16 protein-coding genes and 1 pseudogene are annotated in these 15459 nt (G+C 71.0%); 8 read left to right on the top strand and 9 right to left on the bottom strand.

What is annotated here, in order from left to right:
- Position 1: 1 nt before the first annotated feature.
- The 3 genes from KGS77_RS00545 to KGS77_RS00535 form a co-directional block, all read right to left on the bottom strand.
- Positions 2–877, bottom strand: a complete 876-nt coding sequence (locus KGS77_RS00545) for an alpha-L-glutamate ligase (protein ID WP_242577974.1) — start codon at positions 875–877, stop codon at positions 2–4.
- On the bottom strand, positions 874–1866 hold the full coding sequence (locus KGS77_RS00540; RefSeq protein ID WP_242577973.1) for a hypothetical protein: 993 nt from the start codon (positions 1864–1866) through the stop codon (positions 874–876). Before KGS77_RS00540 ends, KGS77_RS00545 begins: the two co-directional genes overlap by 4 nt.
- 146 nt (positions 1867–2012) lie before the next feature.
- Positions 2013–2960: a GNAT family protein gene (locus KGS77_RS00535; RefSeq protein WP_242577971.1), complete on the bottom strand. Its 948-nt coding sequence runs from the start codon at positions 2958–2960 to the stop codon at positions 2013–2015.
- Between the two features lie 113 nt (positions 2961–3073).
- On the opposite strand from KGS77_RS00535, the gene KGS77_RS00530 reads away from it, so the two are divergent.
- Entirely contained in the window at positions 3074–3694 is a 621-nt protein-coding gene (locus KGS77_RS00530) for a TetR family transcriptional regulator C-terminal domain-containing protein (RefSeq protein ID WP_242577969.1), read from the top strand.
- A gap of 31 nt (positions 3695–3725) precedes the next feature.
- On the opposite strand, the gene KGS77_RS00525 is transcribed toward KGS77_RS00530, so the two are convergent.
- Positions 3726–4475, bottom strand: coding sequence for an ANTAR domain-containing protein (locus tag KGS77_RS00525; RefSeq protein ID WP_242577968.1), 750 nt, complete (start codon positions 4473–4475; stop codon positions 3726–3728).
- Between the two features lie 131 nt (positions 4476–4606).
- Between KGS77_RS00525 and KGS77_RS00520 the strand changes: the two genes are divergently transcribed.
- On the top strand, positions 4607–4975 hold the full coding sequence (locus KGS77_RS00520; protein WP_242577966.1) for a helix-turn-helix domain-containing protein: 369 nt from the start codon (positions 4607–4609) through the stop codon (positions 4973–4975).
- Between the two features lie 298 nt (positions 4976–5273).
- Here the strand turns inward: KGS77_RS00520 and def are convergent, their stop codons facing one another.
- Positions 5274–5936 (bottom strand): peptide deformylase, encoded by a 663-nt coding sequence (gene def / locus KGS77_RS00515; RefSeq protein ID WP_242577964.1) that lies wholly within the window; start codon positions 5934–5936, stop codon positions 5274–5276.
- Between the two features lie 143 nt (positions 5937–6079).
- On the opposite strand from def, the gene KGS77_RS00510 reads away from it, so the two are divergent.
- Both KGS77_RS00510 and KGS77_RS00505 read left to right on the top strand, forming a co-directional pair.
- On the top strand, positions 6080–6685 hold the full coding sequence (locus tag KGS77_RS00510) for a winged helix-turn-helix domain-containing protein (protein ID WP_242587229.1): 606 nt from the start codon (positions 6080–6082) through the stop codon (positions 6683–6685).
- 137 nt (positions 6686–6822) lie between these two features.
- Positions 6823–8004, top strand: a complete 1182-nt coding sequence (locus KGS77_RS00505) for a glutamate--cysteine ligase (protein WP_242577963.1) — start codon at positions 6823–6825, stop codon at positions 8002–8004.
- Between the two features lie 44 nt (positions 8005–8048).
- Here KGS77_RS00505 and KGS77_RS00500 read toward each other — a convergent pair whose 3' ends face one another.
- On the bottom strand, positions 8049–8666 hold the full coding sequence (locus tag KGS77_RS00500) for a TetR/AcrR family transcriptional regulator (RefSeq protein ID WP_242577962.1): 618 nt from the start codon (positions 8664–8666) through the stop codon (positions 8049–8051).
- 58 nt (positions 8667–8724) lie between these two features.
- Between KGS77_RS00500 and KGS77_RS00495 the strand changes: the two genes are divergently transcribed.
- On the top strand, positions 8725–9141 hold the full coding sequence (locus tag KGS77_RS00495) for a VOC family protein (RefSeq protein WP_242577954.1): 417 nt from the start codon (positions 8725–8727) through the stop codon (positions 9139–9141).
- 251 nt (positions 9142–9392) lie between these two features.
- A pseudogene (locus tag KGS77_RS00490) lies at positions 9393–10738 on the top strand (phytase).
- Between the two features lie 67 nt (positions 10739–10805).
- Here the strand turns inward: KGS77_RS00490 and KGS77_RS00485 are convergent.
- On the bottom strand, positions 10806–11696 hold the full coding sequence (locus KGS77_RS00485) for a LysR family transcriptional regulator (protein ID WP_242577952.1): 891 nt from the start codon (positions 11694–11696) through the stop codon (positions 10806–10808).
- 77 nt (positions 11697–11773) lie between these two features.
- Here KGS77_RS00485 and KGS77_RS00480 point away from each other — a divergent pair, with 77 nt between their 5' ends.
- Both KGS77_RS00480 and KGS77_RS00475 read left to right on the top strand, forming a co-directional pair.
- The gene (locus KGS77_RS00480; protein ID WP_242577950.1) at positions 11774–12526 is read left to right on the top strand and encodes a hypothetical protein; all 753 of its coding nucleotides are present in this window, start codon (positions 11774–11776) and stop codon (positions 12524–12526) included.
- Positions 12527–12764: 238 nt separating this feature from the next.
- Complete coding sequence (locus KGS77_RS00475; protein WP_242577948.1) at positions 12765–13613, top strand: serine protease; 849 nt, start codon at positions 12765–12767, stop codon at positions 13611–13613.
- A 90-nt stretch (positions 13614–13703) separates the two neighbouring features.
- On the opposite strand, the gene KGS77_RS00470 is transcribed toward KGS77_RS00475, so the two are convergent.
- Both KGS77_RS00470 and KGS77_RS00465 read right to left on the bottom strand, forming a co-directional pair.
- A complete protein-coding gene (locus KGS77_RS00470; protein WP_242577946.1) occupies positions 13704–14300 on the bottom strand; it encodes an HD domain-containing protein in 597 nt (198 codons plus the stop codon).
- 206 nt (positions 14301–14506) lie between these two features.
- Positions 14507–15046, bottom strand: coding sequence for a hypothetical protein (locus KGS77_RS00465; RefSeq protein ID WP_242577944.1), 540 nt, complete (start codon positions 15044–15046; stop codon positions 14507–14509).
- Positions 15047–15459: the final 413 nt, after the last annotated feature.

The following is a 15459-nucleotide window of genomic DNA, read 5'->3' as shown; positions in this document are numbered from 1 at the left end:
GTCAGAAATGACCGAGGACGGCATGCCGTACGGCCCCGGCCGCCGCGCCCTTGGCTGCCCTGCCCTTGACCGCCGCGCCCTCGCGCAATTGGCCGGCTCTGCTGACGGCCAGCGCCGCCAGGGCTTCCGGGGCGCCGGACTGGTCCCGGATGCCCGGGAAGGCGTTGATGTCCACGATGAGCGGAACGCCGTCGCCCGTGTCGATGATGTCGACACCGTAGACGTCCAGTTGGAAGGTCTCGCCGACCCGGCGCACCAAAGAAGGCCAGCCGGGCGGCAGGCTGTCGAGGGGGAGCGGCACGGTGGGGCCCCGGCCTTCGGGGGAGAGCTCGGAGCGGCGCAAGGCGGCGAAGAGCCGGTCGCCGATCGCCCACAGTTTGCGGTCCCAGCCGCTGTTCGGTGCAAAATCCTGCACCACGACCGGTTCCTGCGGGTACGCGTCGGCCAGCTCCCGCAATTGTGTGGCATGACGGACAAGGGCCACCAGGTCGTTTTTGCGGCTGTGGCGGCTTTTGACCACCACCGGGCCAGGAAGCCGCGGGCCGGCGGCCAGTTGAGCGAGCGTGGCGAAGGTCCGGGTGCCCGCGAACGGGAGCCCGGCCCGCCGGGCGCGCTCCGCCATCGCCGTACGGTCCTGGCACAGCGCGGTCGCCGCGGCCGGATTCACCACCGGAACCCCGCGGTGCTCCAGGCTGCGGGCGAGAGCGAGGGCGCGGGGCGTGCGTGACTTCAGCAGATAGACGTCGGCGAGCGGCTCAGGGGCGCTCTCCACCGTTTCCGGGTTCAGCGCTTCCACCTGGTGCCCGGGGGCGAGCAGGGCGGTGGCGGCGGCCAGCAGCGGGTGGCCGGGCTCGGGTGTGATCAGGCCGATCCTCATACGCTGTCCCCTGCCACCGCGCGGACCTGCACGGGCGCCGGAGCCGGAACCGGTTGCGGCTCCGGCGCCGGCGCGGGGTGCGGGCGGAGCGTCAGCGCGGATTCGCCGACCGGATCGTGCCGTTCCGCGGGACGGGCCGCGGAACGGGCCGTGGAGAGCGCGCAGGCACCGGCCCCCTGTCCCGTACGGGCCAGTTCGAGCACGGCCCGCGCCACCCGCGCCGCCGCGTCCGGGACCTGACGGAAGCTGGGGAAGTCGTTCACGTCGACGACCACGGGGCCGTCGGGCCCCAGCAGTACGTCCACGCCGTACAGGTCGAGGCCGTAGACCGCCCCGACCTCGGTGACGATCGCGGCCACCTCGGCCGACAGCGGCACCCGGCGTTCGGGCACCGGGCGCTCCGGGTGGAGCGGTGAGCGGCGCTCGGTGGCGTACAGCTCGCCGCCCACGCAGTACACCTTGACGTCGGTGCCCGAGTTGGGCACGTACGGCTGGGCGATGAGCATGCCCTCGGCCGCCAGTTCCGGGGCCATCGCGGCGAGCCGGTCCGGCGAGGACACCAGGTGTACGGCCCGCCCCGAACTGCCGTCGGCGGGCTTGACCACCAGCGGGTACTCCGACGCCGGTATCTCCGCCAGCAGCTCGGGCCGCGCCGCCGCGTAGGTCGGCGGCAGGGGGAGCCCGCGGCTGCGGCCGATCGCCGCGGCCAGCGCCTTGTCCCGTACACCTCGAATCGACCGGGCGTCGTTGACCGTCCTCACCCCGGCCGAGGCCGCCGCTTCGAGCAGGGTGAGCCCCGGGCCGCCGGAGACCGTTTTGAGGACCCACGCGTCATGGGCGCCCGCCTGCACCATCTCCGACATGCGCAGCAGAGAACCGCCCGGCCGCAGCACGTCCACGTGGTGTCCCCAGGAGGTGAGCTGCTGGATCACCTCGATCGGCATGCCGTCGTGACGGTAGTGCTCCTCCACCAGGAAGCAGAGTTTCATTGATCTTCCCTGTAATCCCGCCGATCCGGTCCGGCGAGTTGCGACGTCACAGGATGTCATGAACTCTTGGGCGGCCATCGCCCGGCACCGGGCTGTCCCTTTCTCACACCCCGGCGGGCGCCCCGGTGAGGAGAACCCGTACTCCTCTACTCGTCGTCCCAGGCCATCGAGCTCATCCGCCAGCCGGCAGGCGTCCGCAGGAACTGGGTGGTCTTGTGACCGGTGCCCTCGAACCACTCGCCGTCCCGGTACCCGGACTTGCGGTACTCGCTGAACCGGTGCGCGATCGACCCGAAGATCTCGGTCCGCTCGGCGACCTCCCATTCGGAGAACTCCGTCAGCGTCCCGTCGGTGAGCATTTTCTGCCGGGGTTCGATGAACCCGTCGAGGTCGTAGATCACCGGCTCGCCCCCGACGTTGCTGATGATCGTGCCCTGCGGAATGAACACCTCACGGACGGCGTCCACGTCCGGCCGGCTGCCGTCGGTGTTGGTGAACGCGCCGAGGAAGGTGCGCATCAGCTCGTCGAGCTCGGCCTTGTCGCCGCCGGCCGGCACGTTCCACTCCTCGGCGAGGACCGACCAGACCTCGCTGTCCTGCCGCACACCCCGGTACGGATAGCGCTGCCGCAGCACCCCGTCGCGGGTCATGCCGAGCCGGCGCGCGGCCTCGATGCTGCGGACGTTCCCCGACGCCACCCACCATTCGACCCGGGCCATCCCGCGTTCTTCGAAAGCCCAGTCGATCAGGGCCCGGCACGCCCGGGTCACCAGCCCGCGGCCGGCCCCGTCCGCCTCCAGCCAGCAGCCGATCTCGCACACCCCGGAAGCGGCGTCGAACTTCGTGAACATGACGCCGCCGACCAGCTTTCCGTCCAGCCAGATCCCGTAGATCCGCCCGGCGTCCTCGGCCTGGTTCGCGGCGTACCGCTTGAGGACGGCCGTGGCGGAGGCGAGGTCGGGGCTGAGCGTCGCCCAGGGTATCCACGGGTCCACGTGGGGCCGGGCACGTTCGATGTGGGCGAAGAACTCCTCCGCGCGCCAGGGCTCCAGGGGGCGGAGCTGCGCATGGTCGCCGAGCGGGAGTGTGAACACGGACACCTTCCAGGGTCAGGTACGGCAGGTACGTCACGAGCGCGGGCCGTAACAAGCGTGAGTGCGTAACGAGCATAGGTACGTAACGAGCGTTCGGTATGTAAGGTAGCAGCATGCCTCCCGCACTTGGAGATCGTGAAGCCCGCCGCGAGGACGTGTCCCAGGCGGTGTGGCGCGTACTCGCCGACAAGGGGTTCGGCGGACTGACGCTGCGTGCCGTCGCCACCGCCATGGGCGTCTCGACCGGCATGCTCATGCACTACTTCCCGACCAAACGGGCCCTGGTCGCGCACGCCCTGGACCTGCTGGAGAAACGCACCGCGGAACGCCCCCGGCGGGCACGCCCCATCGAAGGGCTCGCCGCGCTCAGGGCCGTACTGCTGGACGTCCTGCCGCTGACCCCGGACGACGTCGCCCGTAACCGCATCTGGGTCAGCTCCTGGGATCTGGCCCTGGCCGACGACGCTCTCGGTACGGACCAGGCCGACCGCTATGCGCGGATGCGTACGGCGATCCGGCCGCACCTCGAAGCCGCCCGTGATCTCGGCGAGCTGCCCGCGACCGCCGACCCGGAGCAACTGGCCGCCACCGCCGTCGCGTTCACCCACGGGCTCGTCGTCCAGGCGCTCTTCGACCCCGGCCGGTTCCCCGAGGACGTACAGGTCGCCATGCTCGACGGCTTCCTCGCCTCGATCGCACTGCCGTCCCGGCCCGACGCCGTCATCGGCGGGTGACGCCGGCGCCGCCGGTGGCTGGGGCCGGGCTCTACGACAGACTCGTCGGAGCCGCCTTCGCCTTGGCGACCGCCGCCGCCAACTGCTGCTGCACCGTCTGGGGCAGCGCGGTCCCCTGAACGCAGTTCACCAGGCCCTGAGCCAGGCGGTACAGCTTGGTGTTGGTGTTCTGTGAAGCGGTCACCAGTGTCTCCCAGGCGGCGTCGGGGCTCAGGCTGAAGGTGGCCATCAAGATGCCGCGCGCCAGGTCGATGGTCGGCCGGGTCTGCATGGCGCGGCGCAACTGGGCGACTTCCGCGGACAGCGCCTGACAGGTGTCCTGCTGCGAGCCCTTGCCGTGGAGGGCGGCGGAACCCGTCACGTCATGGCCGGTCGGCTTCGGCGGGACGAACAGCGCCCGGGCTCCGGCCAGGTCCAGCAGCCGCTCGACGGCGCGGCTGCTGGAGCGGATGGCCACGGTCTTGTCCTGGTCGAGAGCCCGCAGACGCAGACGCAGCAGCAGATTGAGACCGGCGCAGTCGCAAAAACCCACCGCGTCCAGGTGGAGGTCGAGTCCGCGGGGCGAGCGGCCGAGGATCTCGTGCAGCTCGGGTTCCATCCGGCGGGCCACGTCCAGGTCGAGTTCTCCCCGCAGCGCCACGCTCACCCGGTCGCCGTCCGCCAGGATCTCGACCGCCGGCAGGGGAGAGGCGGGCGAGGCCGCGGCCGGTGTCCTGCCGTTCCTGTGGTGTCCGGCGTCTTCCCCGGTGAGGGATGTCGCCCGACGCGTGTGCTCCGGCATGGCCTTCCTCTCCCGTCACGGATCGCCTGCCTCGGCCCGCAGGCTGCCTACCACTCCCTATACGCTAGCAAATACATGAAACGCCGTACGTGTTTTCTGGTGCGTGAATACTTGGTCGGTAGAGTTGGAGCATGAACGGAGTGTCCGAACCGAATAACGGAGTGCCCGAGCCGCATACCGGATGGACGTTTCTGACCAACCATGCTCGGGTGCTGGCAGCCATCGCCGACAACCACCACGCCCGTATCCGCGACATCGCCGCGCACTGCCGGTTGACCGAGCGTGCCGTCCAGAAGATCATTTCCGATCTGGAGCGCGACGGTTATCTCTCCCACACCCGGGAGGGGCGCACCAACACCTACCAGATCGATCCCAGCAAGATCCTGCGTCACCCGGCCGAAGCCGGCCTGACCGTGGCATCGCTGCTCTCCCTGCTCGTCCAGGACGAAGCGGACCGCACCACGCTCCCCGGTGACCGCCGCCCTCACCGCACGGCCTGAGGGCGGCGCCCCGGCGCCGTCGTACCCGGGCAACTCGCCGCTCTGCCCCGGCACTTCGCAGGCGCGTCTCGGCCGCCCGGGGCACGCCGCGGCCGGGTCAGGAGCCGCGGCCGGGTCGGAGCCCTCGCCGGGGCCGTCGTAGTAGCCGGGGCGGGCTCGAAGACCGTGCGCGCACGCGGTCACGACCGCGCCGTGCCGATTCCCTCGCGCACACCGGCACCGGCACCCGCCACGTCAACACCGACACCCGCCACATCATCACCGGCACCATCACCGGCACCCGGTGTCGGTGATGGTGCTAACGGCCCAGCACGGCGGCCTTGCCGGCCCGCCGGGCGAAGACCTGCTCGCGGCGGTCGGCCATCTGCCGCAGTGCGTCTTTCCGGTCCCGCTTGGCGAGCCGGTCGAGATAGACGTGTCCCAAGAGGTGATCGGTCTCGTGCTGAAGACACCGGGCGAAGTACCCCGTGCCTTCGATGACGAGCGGGTTGCCGTCCTTGTCGAAACCGCGCACCACGGCACGATCGGTCCGGGGGACGGCCATGACGGCACCCGGCACCGACAGACAGCCTTCCCCTTCGTCGATGAGCCGGCGGCCGGCCGGGTCGAGTGCGTCGAGCACCGGATTGACGATGTGCCCGACGTGGCGGATGCCGTCGTCGTCCGGGCAGTCGTACACGAAGAGCCGCAGGTCGATGCCGACCTGATTGGCGGCCAGCCCGGCGCCGTCGGCGACATGCATGGTGACGAACATGTCGTCGATGAGAGCGGACAGTGCCGGGGTGCCGAACTCGGTCACCTCCCGGCACGGGCGGTGCAGGACCTCCTCGCCCACCTCCGTGATCCGGCGGACCGAGCCACGTTCGGCCTCCGGGGGCAACAGCGGGTAGGAGTCGACGGGTTGGCCCTGCACCCGGACCCGGCGGTCGGCAAGGTCGGGGCGATCGTGACGTGCGGACACCGCGGACATCATCCTTTCTCGGATATGAGGGCATACCGGACGAGGGGCACAACTCGTCGACCGGGTGCGGTCGATCCGTAAGCCGCTTGCCAAGCGCTTTGCAAAGTAGCAGACTTTGCAAAGTGACTGAAGAAGATGCCGGCGTGGCACCCGTACCCGCGAAAGCCGGCGTTCCCCGGCACACCGGTGACCGTCTCCCCGAGCACCAGGTGCGCAGGGCCTTGCTGGACCTTCTCGCGGAGACCGGCACACTCACGGCCACCGAGGCCGCCGGGCGGCTCGGCCACAGCTCCGGCCTGTGCTCGTTCCACCTGCGGCAGCTCGCGCGGTACGGACACATCGAAGAGGCCCCGCACGCCGGCGGCCGGGCGCGGCCGTGGCGCCTGCGGCAGACGGCGCCGCCTCCGGCCGCCGACCCCCCCGCCGGGTCCTCCGGTCAGACGTCCGCCGAGCCCGGTGCCGGGGAGTTCGGGCAACTGGCCCGCGGGCTGGAGGACGAGAGCTACCGGCAGTGGCTCGACCGGCGGGACCGGGCCCCAGAGGCGTGGCGTCAGGACGAAGCCTTCAGCGCGGTGGCCTACCTGACGCCCGAGGAGATGAGCGCGGTCGCCGAGGCGGTACGCCGGACGCTCGCCCCCTACCGGGCCCGCGAACGGCAGCCGTCCGTACGGCCTTCCGCGGCCCGGCCGGTGGCCCTCATCGCGCGGCTCTTCCCCCTCCTGCCCGACGCGGGCGGCGCGAAGGACTGAGAAGGGACCGGGCAGGAACCGAGAAAGGGGCCGGGAAGGGCCGGAAAAAGAGCTGGACCGGGTGCTGTGTCCGTTTCCACCCACAAGGCCGCCTCTCGCCGTACCCGGTGATTGCCGCCCGTGACAGACTGCTCACCGTGGACGGTGAAGCCGACGGCACCACGGACGCGGAAACCTCCCTCCCCTGCGGTCGCGGTCGGCGCCGTGCCGCCGCCGCGGTCCGGGAACCGCTGACCGTGGGAGTGGAGGAGGAGTACCTGCTGGTCGATCCGATGACCCGGGAAGTGAGCCCGCGGGGACAGAAGGTGGTGACACAGGCGTCCTCCCTCGGGCTGGGGGAGCGGGTCGGTACGGAACTGACCTGCTACCAGGTCGAGGGGCGGACCGAACCGCACACCGGCATGGGGGGCCTCGGTGAGCAGATCCGCTCCATGCGTGCCGTCATCGCAGGCGCCGCCGGCCGCCAGGGTCTGCGTGTCGTCTCCAGCGGATCGCCCGTCCTGGGACAGTCGCTGCCGCCCCCCATCTCGCAGGGGGCCCGGTACGCCCGGAGCGTCGCGACGTTCCGGGCCCTGGACGACGAGCAGACCGCCTGCGCCTGCCACATCCACATCGGCATCCCGGACCTGGCCCGGGCCCTGAAGGTCAGCAACCACCTGCGCCCCTGGATCCCGGTCCTGATCGCCCTGTCGGCCAACTCGCCCTACTGGTCCGGGAGGGACACCGGCTACGCGAGCTGGCGCACCATGACCGCGGCGCGCTGGCCGATCGCCGGCCCTCCGCCGTACTTCGAATCTCCCGCGCACTTCGAGGACCTCGTCGGCTGCGTCATGGAGACCGGCGCCGTCATGGACCGCGGCGGCCTGTACTGGGACATCAGGCCCTCCAGCCATGTGCCGACCCTGGAGGTCCGGGCGGCCGACGCGGCCACCACCACCGACGAGACGCTCCTGCTGGCCGCGGTCGTCAAAGCCATGGCCGCGACCGCACTGGAGGCGATCGACGCGGGGGAACCGGCGCCGCGTCCGCAGCCGGAGACGCTGCGCGCGGCCTGCTGGCGTGCCGCCCGCGACGGTTTGAGCGGGAAGGGGGTCGATGTACTCACCAGCCGCCTGGTCCCCGCGGAGGTGCGGGTCGAACAGCTCGTGAGGTGGATTCAGCCGGCGCTGGGGCACCACGGCGATCTGGGGCTGGTACGCGCCGGGTGGTCGCGGCTGCGCGCCAAAGGCGGCGGCGCCGAACGCCAGCGTGCCGCCTGCCGGCGCCGCGCCGGCCTCCCTGACGTCGTCGACCATCTGATCGACTCCCTGACCATCTGATCGCCTTCCTCGTCCACGCGTGTGGTGAGCACGTGAAGCTGCCTTCAGGCGGTGCGCAACGCATCGAGCAGGCGCTCCAGCGCGGCCTGGGTGTGCGTCAGGTCGTCCGGGGACGAGGAGGAGGCCAGCCACAGGGCCGCCTCGTTCATGGCTCCCGACAGCAGGTGTGCCAATGGAGCCACCGGTTGTGGAGCGATCACCCCTGATGCGACCAGGACGGTCAGAACGTCGCTGAGGTGGCGGGCCGAGTGGGTCTCGTCCATCGACCGCCACTCACTCCACCCCAGCACCGCCGGGCCGTCTACCAGCATGATCCGCTGAACGTCCGGTGCCGTGGTCGCGGCGAGGAACTCCCGGCAGCCTGCCGTCAGTTGCAGCCACGGGTCGCCATGGGCGTCCGCGGCTGCCGCCACCCGCTCGCCCACCTCGCGCTGCACCGATTCCAGGACCGCGCGGAACACGGCGGCCTTGGAGTCGAAGTGGTGGTAGAGCGCCCCCTTGGTGACCCCGGCCGCACCGACGATCTGGGACAGGCCGACCGCGCCGTAGCCGTGCTCGGCGAACAGACGCCGTCCCTCCAGCAGCAACGCCTGCCTGGTCTTCTCGCGTTGCTGTGCCCTGATGCCCTGCCGCACCGTCTCGCCTCGCCCACCTATTGGCATACCGCTGGTATGTGAACTAGCCTCTTCGCATACCGATGGTACGCGAAAGGTGATTCCCATGGAACTGACCGGCTTCTATCCCGTGATCGGCACCGCGCGGCTGGAGGAGTCCCGCGACTTCTACACCCGGCTGCTGGGCTTCGAGACCACCTTCGTGGCGGATTGGTACGTCAGTCTGCGCCGGCCGGGAAATCCCTCGTACGAACTCGCACTGATCGACCACACCCATCCCACGCTGCCCGAACGGCATCGCGTCCCCGCCCAGGGGCTGCTGCTGAACTTCGAGGTCCAGGACGTGGACGCCGAATGGCGCCGACTGGTCGTCCATGAGGGACTGACGCCTCAACTGGAGCTGCGCAGCGAGGAGTTCGGGCAGCGGCACTTCATCGTCACCGATCCGAACGGGATCCTCATCGACGTCATCACGCCCATCGAGCCGACGGCCGAGTACGCCGACCAGTACGTCAGCTCCTGAGGGCGGCCGGCGCCGATGAGTCCGCAACCACCGCTCGTTCACCTCTTGGACGCGGACCGGCCGCGTCACCGGTCCGTAAGTCTTCATGCGCACCTCACACACTCGGCACGCTTCTTCCCGACCCCGACCCCGACCCCGACCCCGACCCCGGCCCCGGTCCCCTCGAACCAAGGAGTCTCTTCGTGGTCATGTCCCGCAGCGCCCGGATGGCGACGCGCACGCTCGCCACGGCACTCGCGGCACTCGCCGTCGTGACCGTGCCCCTCCCGGCCGCGTCCGCCGCCCCCGCGGTACCGCCCGCCACCGCAGAACCAACCGCCGTACGACCCGCCGCCGCAGAACCAACCGCCGTACGACCCACCGCCGTGCAACCCGCCACCGTACGGCCCGCGACCGCGCTGCCCGCCGTCACGCCGCGCGCCGAGACCGCGGCCCTGCACGACGACGAGGCCGGCGGCCACGCGGACGCCGACGACCCGGCGATCTGGCGCAACTCCGCCGACCCGGGCCGCAGCCTGGTGATCGCCACCGCCAAACGGGGCGGCCTGCGGGTCTACGACCTCGACGCCCGCGAGGTGCAGTCGCTGCCCGCGCCCGCCGCGCCGGGCCCCGGCCACGCTCCCGGCCGCTTGAACAACGTCGACCTCGTCCACGGACTGCGGCTCTCCCCGGGCCGCGCCGACCTCGCGGTGAGCAGCGACCGGGGCAACGACCGGCTGCGTATCCACCGCATCGACCGCGACCGGGCCGGCGGCCCGCTCACCGACATCACGGACCCGGCCGCCCCGCCCGTCTTCTCCGCCTCCCAGGAGGAGATCGACCGGCAGCACACCGCATACGGGCTGGCCACCTGGACCGACAAGGCCACCGGCCGCGCGTACGCCCTGGTCAGCCGCCGCGAGCGGACCAGTCTCGCCCTCCTGGAACTCACCCCCGCCCCGGCGGTACGGTCGGCTACCGCAAGGTCCGTACCCTCGACCTCCCCGCCGCCTTCCGCCTCCCCGACGGCAGGTCCTGGTCGCCCTGCGCCAAGCCGGGCGAACTCCCGCAGGTCGAGGGCATGGTGGTCGACCCGGCCAACGGCACGCTGTACGCCGGGCAGGAGGACGTGGGCATCTGGCGGCTGCGTGCCGACCTGACCGGCACGCCGAAGCTGATCGACAAGGTCCGTGGGTACGGTGTCCCGGCGACCTACGACGACGCCACCGACCGGTGCGTGGCGGGCGCCGATCCGGGCTACGGCGGCAAGCGCCTGGCGGCCGACGTCGAGGGCCTCACCCTGGTCACCGAGCCCGACGGCGACGGCTATCTCCTGGCGTCCAGCCAGGGGGACGACACCTTCGCCGCGTACGACCGCGAGATCTTGGAGGACAACGAGTACGAGGGCGGCTTCCGCGTCACCGCGGCCTCCCCGGTCCTGGACGGCTCGCAGGAGTGCGACGGGGCCGCCGCGCTGGCGGCCCCGATGGGCGCCAAGTACCCGAAGGGGCTGCTCGTCGTGCAGGACGGGCACGACACGCCAAAGGAGGGCCGACGCCCCTCGACCGACTTCAAGTTCGTCGACCTGGAGGCCGTACGGAAAGCCGTGAAGGACTGATCACGCCGGGGCGCGCCTGGGATGGCCACGGTCATCCGGTGGCCGCCCCCGGCCACCTGTCACCCGGTTACCCGGTGGCTGCCGTGAGGGCCGCTGCCAGGAGCGCGGCGGGGTCGTCCGCCGTACCGCCGTGCAGCGCTTCGACGCGGTGCACCAGCCGCGGCGCGGCGAGGGGCACCGGGACGACGCCGGGTGTGCCGTCGACCACCGCCCGGGGAAGGAGCGCGAGCCCCTGCCCCGCGGCGACCAGGGCGAGGAGCCCCCGTACGTCGGACCCCTCGTAGCGCAAGGACGGGCGATAGCCGTCACTGCCGCTCGCGGCCCGCAACTGGCCGAGCGGGACGGCGGCCTCGGGAGCGTCGAGCCACCGGGCGTCGGCGAGGTCGGTCAGGCACAGACCGGTCCGGCCGGCCAGGGGGTGGCCGACGGGCAGCGCGACGGCGGGCGGCTGCCCGGTGACGGCCAGCGCCGTGAGGGGGCCGGTGTCGGGGAGGTGGAGCGGGTCGTTGGGCGCGGCGATGCCGTCGACGAGGCCGAGGTCCACGGCTCCGGTCGCGACATGCCGGGGGACAGCCGCCCGGCCCAGGACGCGCACCGTCACCTCCCACAGGGGCTGTGACCGGAGCGTGGCCGCGAGCGTCGCGGCGAACTGCGACGTCATGGCCAACGGTGACACGCCTATGACGAGGCGGGTGGCGGGCGCCGCCGTCAGACGGGCGATGTCCGCGCGGGCGGCGTCCAGACGCAGCAGCAGCGGCCCGGCGTGCTCCAGCAGCCGGGCGCCGGCGGTCGTCGGCGCGACCGGGCGCCGACGCAGCAGGGCCGTTCCCAGGTCGCTCTCCAGCGCGGCGATGTGCTGGGACACCGCCGACTGGGTGTACCCCAGCTCCCGCGCCGCATCGGAGAAGGAACCGAGACGGGCGACGGTCACGAACGTACGGAGAAGGTGCGGATCCATGATCCATCAGTATTGCTGATGGACGGGTCATGAATCATCGTTGGCGCTGAAGTCGGCTGCCGGGCCAGGATGACCACATGACCAAAGCCACGAATTCCGTGCACACTTCGACGGCCCGGCTCGCGCTGGTGGGCGACCGCTCGCCCGGCGTGCGGGCCCATGCCCGCATTCCCGGCCTTCTCGACGCGCTGGCCCGGCGCGACCAACTGGTCCTGGACGCCTACTGGATACCGACCCAGGACGCGGAATCCACCGACGCCCTCGCCGGATTCGATGCCATTTGGCTGATGCCCGGCAGCCCGTACCGCAGTGAGGCCGGGGCGCTCGCGGCGGTCCGTACGGCGCGTGAGCGGGGCATTCCGTTTCTGGGCACCTGTGCCGGGTTCCAGCACGCGCTGCTGGAGTTCGCGCGCGAGGTGTGCGGGCTCGGCGGCATCGGCCACGCCGAGAACCAGCCGGAGGGCGACGAGCTGCTGATCGTCCCGCTGGCGTGCTCCCTGGCCGGGCACGAGGGCGTGGTCAAGGTGGAGCCGGGGTCGCTGGCGGAGCGCGTTGTGGGGGCCGAGCGGACCGTCGAGCGGTACCACTGTTCGTACGGCCCCAATTCGGCCCATCTGGATGTGCTGCGTGCGCACGGTATGCGCTTCGGTGGCGTCGACGAGGCGGGCGAGGTGCGCATGGCCGAACTGCCGGACCACCCGTTCTTCCTCGCCACCTTGTTCCAGCCCGAGCTGGCGGGTGACGGGACTCTTCCCCACCCGGTCATCCGGGCCCTGGCCGCCGCGGCGGTCGCCCACGCCGCGCAGGGCTTGAATGCGCTGCCCGCCTGAGCCGAAGACCGCGCATGAACAGAAGCCCGCTCGCGGGACGGAAACATACCGACGAGCGGGCTTTTTGCGGCCCGCGTGCCCGTTGCTTGCTGCGCATTCAACTCCTGGCTTAACTACAGAATTTGAAGCTTGATCCCGCTCCGGCGGGGGAGCTAGGTTCCTGCCCGTCGGGGGTCAATTCTCGACCGAGTGCGTTCGATTATGACCAGATCGGAGCGGGAAAATTAGCACGCTGAGAATGAAGATGCGCGCCGGCGCGATAGCGGCTGTGGCGTTCGGAGTCGCGGCGGCCGGATCGGCCGCCTACGCCGGTCAGTCCTCCCCGCCGCCCGGCGAGAACCAGCCCGGGATCGTCGGCGGCGTCGAGTCCAAGGAGAACTACCCCTTCATCGTCTCCCTCCAGTGGGAGAACAAGGGCGACCCCAACAGCCACCTGTGCGGCGGCACCCTCATCGCCCCCGACTGGATCGTCACCGCGGCACACTGCGTGACCGACCCGGGCAAGGACGGGAAGCCGTACGAACTCATGGACCCGGCCAAGGTCCATGCGCGGATCGGATCCAACGACCGCACCCAGGGCGGAGTCGTCGCCCAGGCCAAGCAGTTCAAGGTCAACCCGAAGTGGAAGTTCTCCGGCTGGGACAGCAACAAGGGGTACGACCTCGCCCTGGTGCAGCTCACCGAGAAGGTCCCCAACCAGCCGGCTCCCATGGCGACCGCACTGCCCGCCGAAGGCAGCACGTTCAAGACCATGGGCTGGGGCTACACCACCGAGCGTCTCCACGACCCGACGAAGCTCCCCAAGAAGCTCCAGGAGATCAGCCTCAAGGCGCTCAAGCCCACGGCGACCAAGTGCCAGAGTGACACGTTCGGCGCCGTGGACGGAGACATCTGCGCGGACGACAACGACGGCCCCGGCGGCGCCTGCGGCGGCGATTCCGGCACTCCGGCGATCCAGAAGGTGAAGGGCCGCTGGCAGCTCGTCGGTCTCGACAGCCGCAGCCTGGGCGACAAGTGCGGAGTCGGCGGCGAGGTATTCACCGGTGTCGTCGCGTACCGCGACTGGATCAAGAGCCAGATCGGCTGACGCCGGCCCCGGTAGCGCGTCGAGGGGGTACGGGACATCTCATGTCCCGTACCCCCTCGACCCCATTTCGGGCGTCTGCGGCCTGGCCCGCTACGTCAGGGCATGGCCGTAGGAGACCGCCAGAGCCTCCAGGTCCGGCTCCCCGAAGGTCTTGCGCAAAGCGGTGAACGCCTCCGCCTTGTCCTCGCCGAAACGCCGGACACGCGCGGCGTAGGTGTCGCCCGAGAGGAACACCGGCGGGGTGGACTTGCTGTGGAACTTGTCCGCGTACATGACCAACTGCTCCTCCCTGCTGACGGCCACGTAGTCGCCGGCCGGCAGCAAAAGCCCCTGGGAGACGATGTCCTGCCGGGTCAGCCCCACGCCCGTATGACAGGAACAGAAACGGCAGATCTCCTCGGGCATGCCCTCGGCCGCCAGGATCTCGTGACCGAGAACGCCGTGCCGGATGTAGTTCTTACCGTCGAGCCGTCCCTCGCCGTCGATGAGCCGGTACACGCCGATGTCGTGCAGCAGGCAGCCGGCCCGGACCAGATCCCGGTCGATGTCCTCGGCCATGCCGTCCAGGAGCTGTTCGGCGATCTTCCAGACGATCTCGCAGTGCGTGTGGACGAGGTTGAAGGCGGCGGCGGTCGGCGCATGCCGCTCGTGCAGGGCACGTATCGCTTCCGGAGTGGGGATCTGCATTTTTACAGCGTAAGGGAGGTGCGGCCGGATTCCGTAAGAGATCTTCGGCCGGGCCGCTGCGACACGGCGGTCGCTGGGCTCCCCCGGTCCAAGGCGGGGCCACGGACGGCCCTGGACCGCAGGAGCGCAGGACTGGCGGGGACGGGCCGCGTCCGGGGGATCCGCGCCGGTGGTACGGGCCCGGACCACGACCCGTACGGCCCGCGTCAGACGCGTGCGCCGGCCGGGGGAGTGGTCGGACAGATCACGCGGGTGGCGGGAGTGAAGAAGGTGCCCTCCTTGGCGGGCAGGCCACCGGCGAACTTGTAGTAGATGTAGGAGTAGAAGGAGACGTCGGGGTAGCCGCAGGAGGAGTCGGCGGCGATGTCGTAGGTCATCGTGACCTTACGGCTGGCACCGGGGGCGATCGGTACGGAGTACGAGGCGCCCTTGCCGGGCGTGCACGTCACTCCCGGGTCGGCGGTGCATGTGGTCCAGGTGTACTTCAGCCCGCTCGTCGAAGAGGTCTCCCACGTGGGCTGGAACGACTGCCACACGAACCTGACATCGGCGGTGCCGGTGTTGGTGAAGGCCATGGTCAGGGTGACGGCGGAGCCGGGAGTGGCCTGTGCCTTGTCCACGGCGAAGGCGAGTGCCGGGGTCTCGGCCGAGGCCGGGGAGGCGCCGCCCAGGCCGAGGACGGAGACGACCAGGGCGAGGAGGGCGGCAAGGCCGGCCCTGCTGAATCTGCTCGTTGTTCTGCGCATGACCAGGGAGCGTAGGACGTGGTCCCCTCTTCGGGGCGGCTCCGGCAGAACCCGTCCTTCCCGTCGAAAGGGTCTGGCCACCCCCAAAGATCATCGAAGCGGCCGGATCCGTACGAAGCGGCCGGACCCGGCCGCCGCGGGCACGTTGCGCCTCCTTGCGGCACAAGACCGGAAAACGGACCGGTTCTTCGGGCCCGCGCTGTCCTGATCCAGATCTTCCGGCCCCGCGTGAACGCAGCACCGCTGGGGCCCGACGGCCGCCCGGCCACGTCCGGCGTGGTGTCCGGCGCCGGGCGGGGACCGGCAGGAGAACGAGCGCTGAAACGCTGACCGGCCCCGGCGGCACCGCTGTTCGCCACCACGACCATGACCGGAATGCCGCTCTTGCGCCCGGTCGCCGGTAGGAACCGGGG

The sequence above is a fragment of the Streptomyces sp. MST-110588 genome (genome assembly GCF_022695595.1).
Classification (GTDB): domain Bacteria; phylum Actinomycetota; class Actinomycetes; order Streptomycetales; family Streptomycetaceae; genus Streptomyces.
This window is presented reverse-complemented; position numbering and strand designations above follow the sequence as displayed.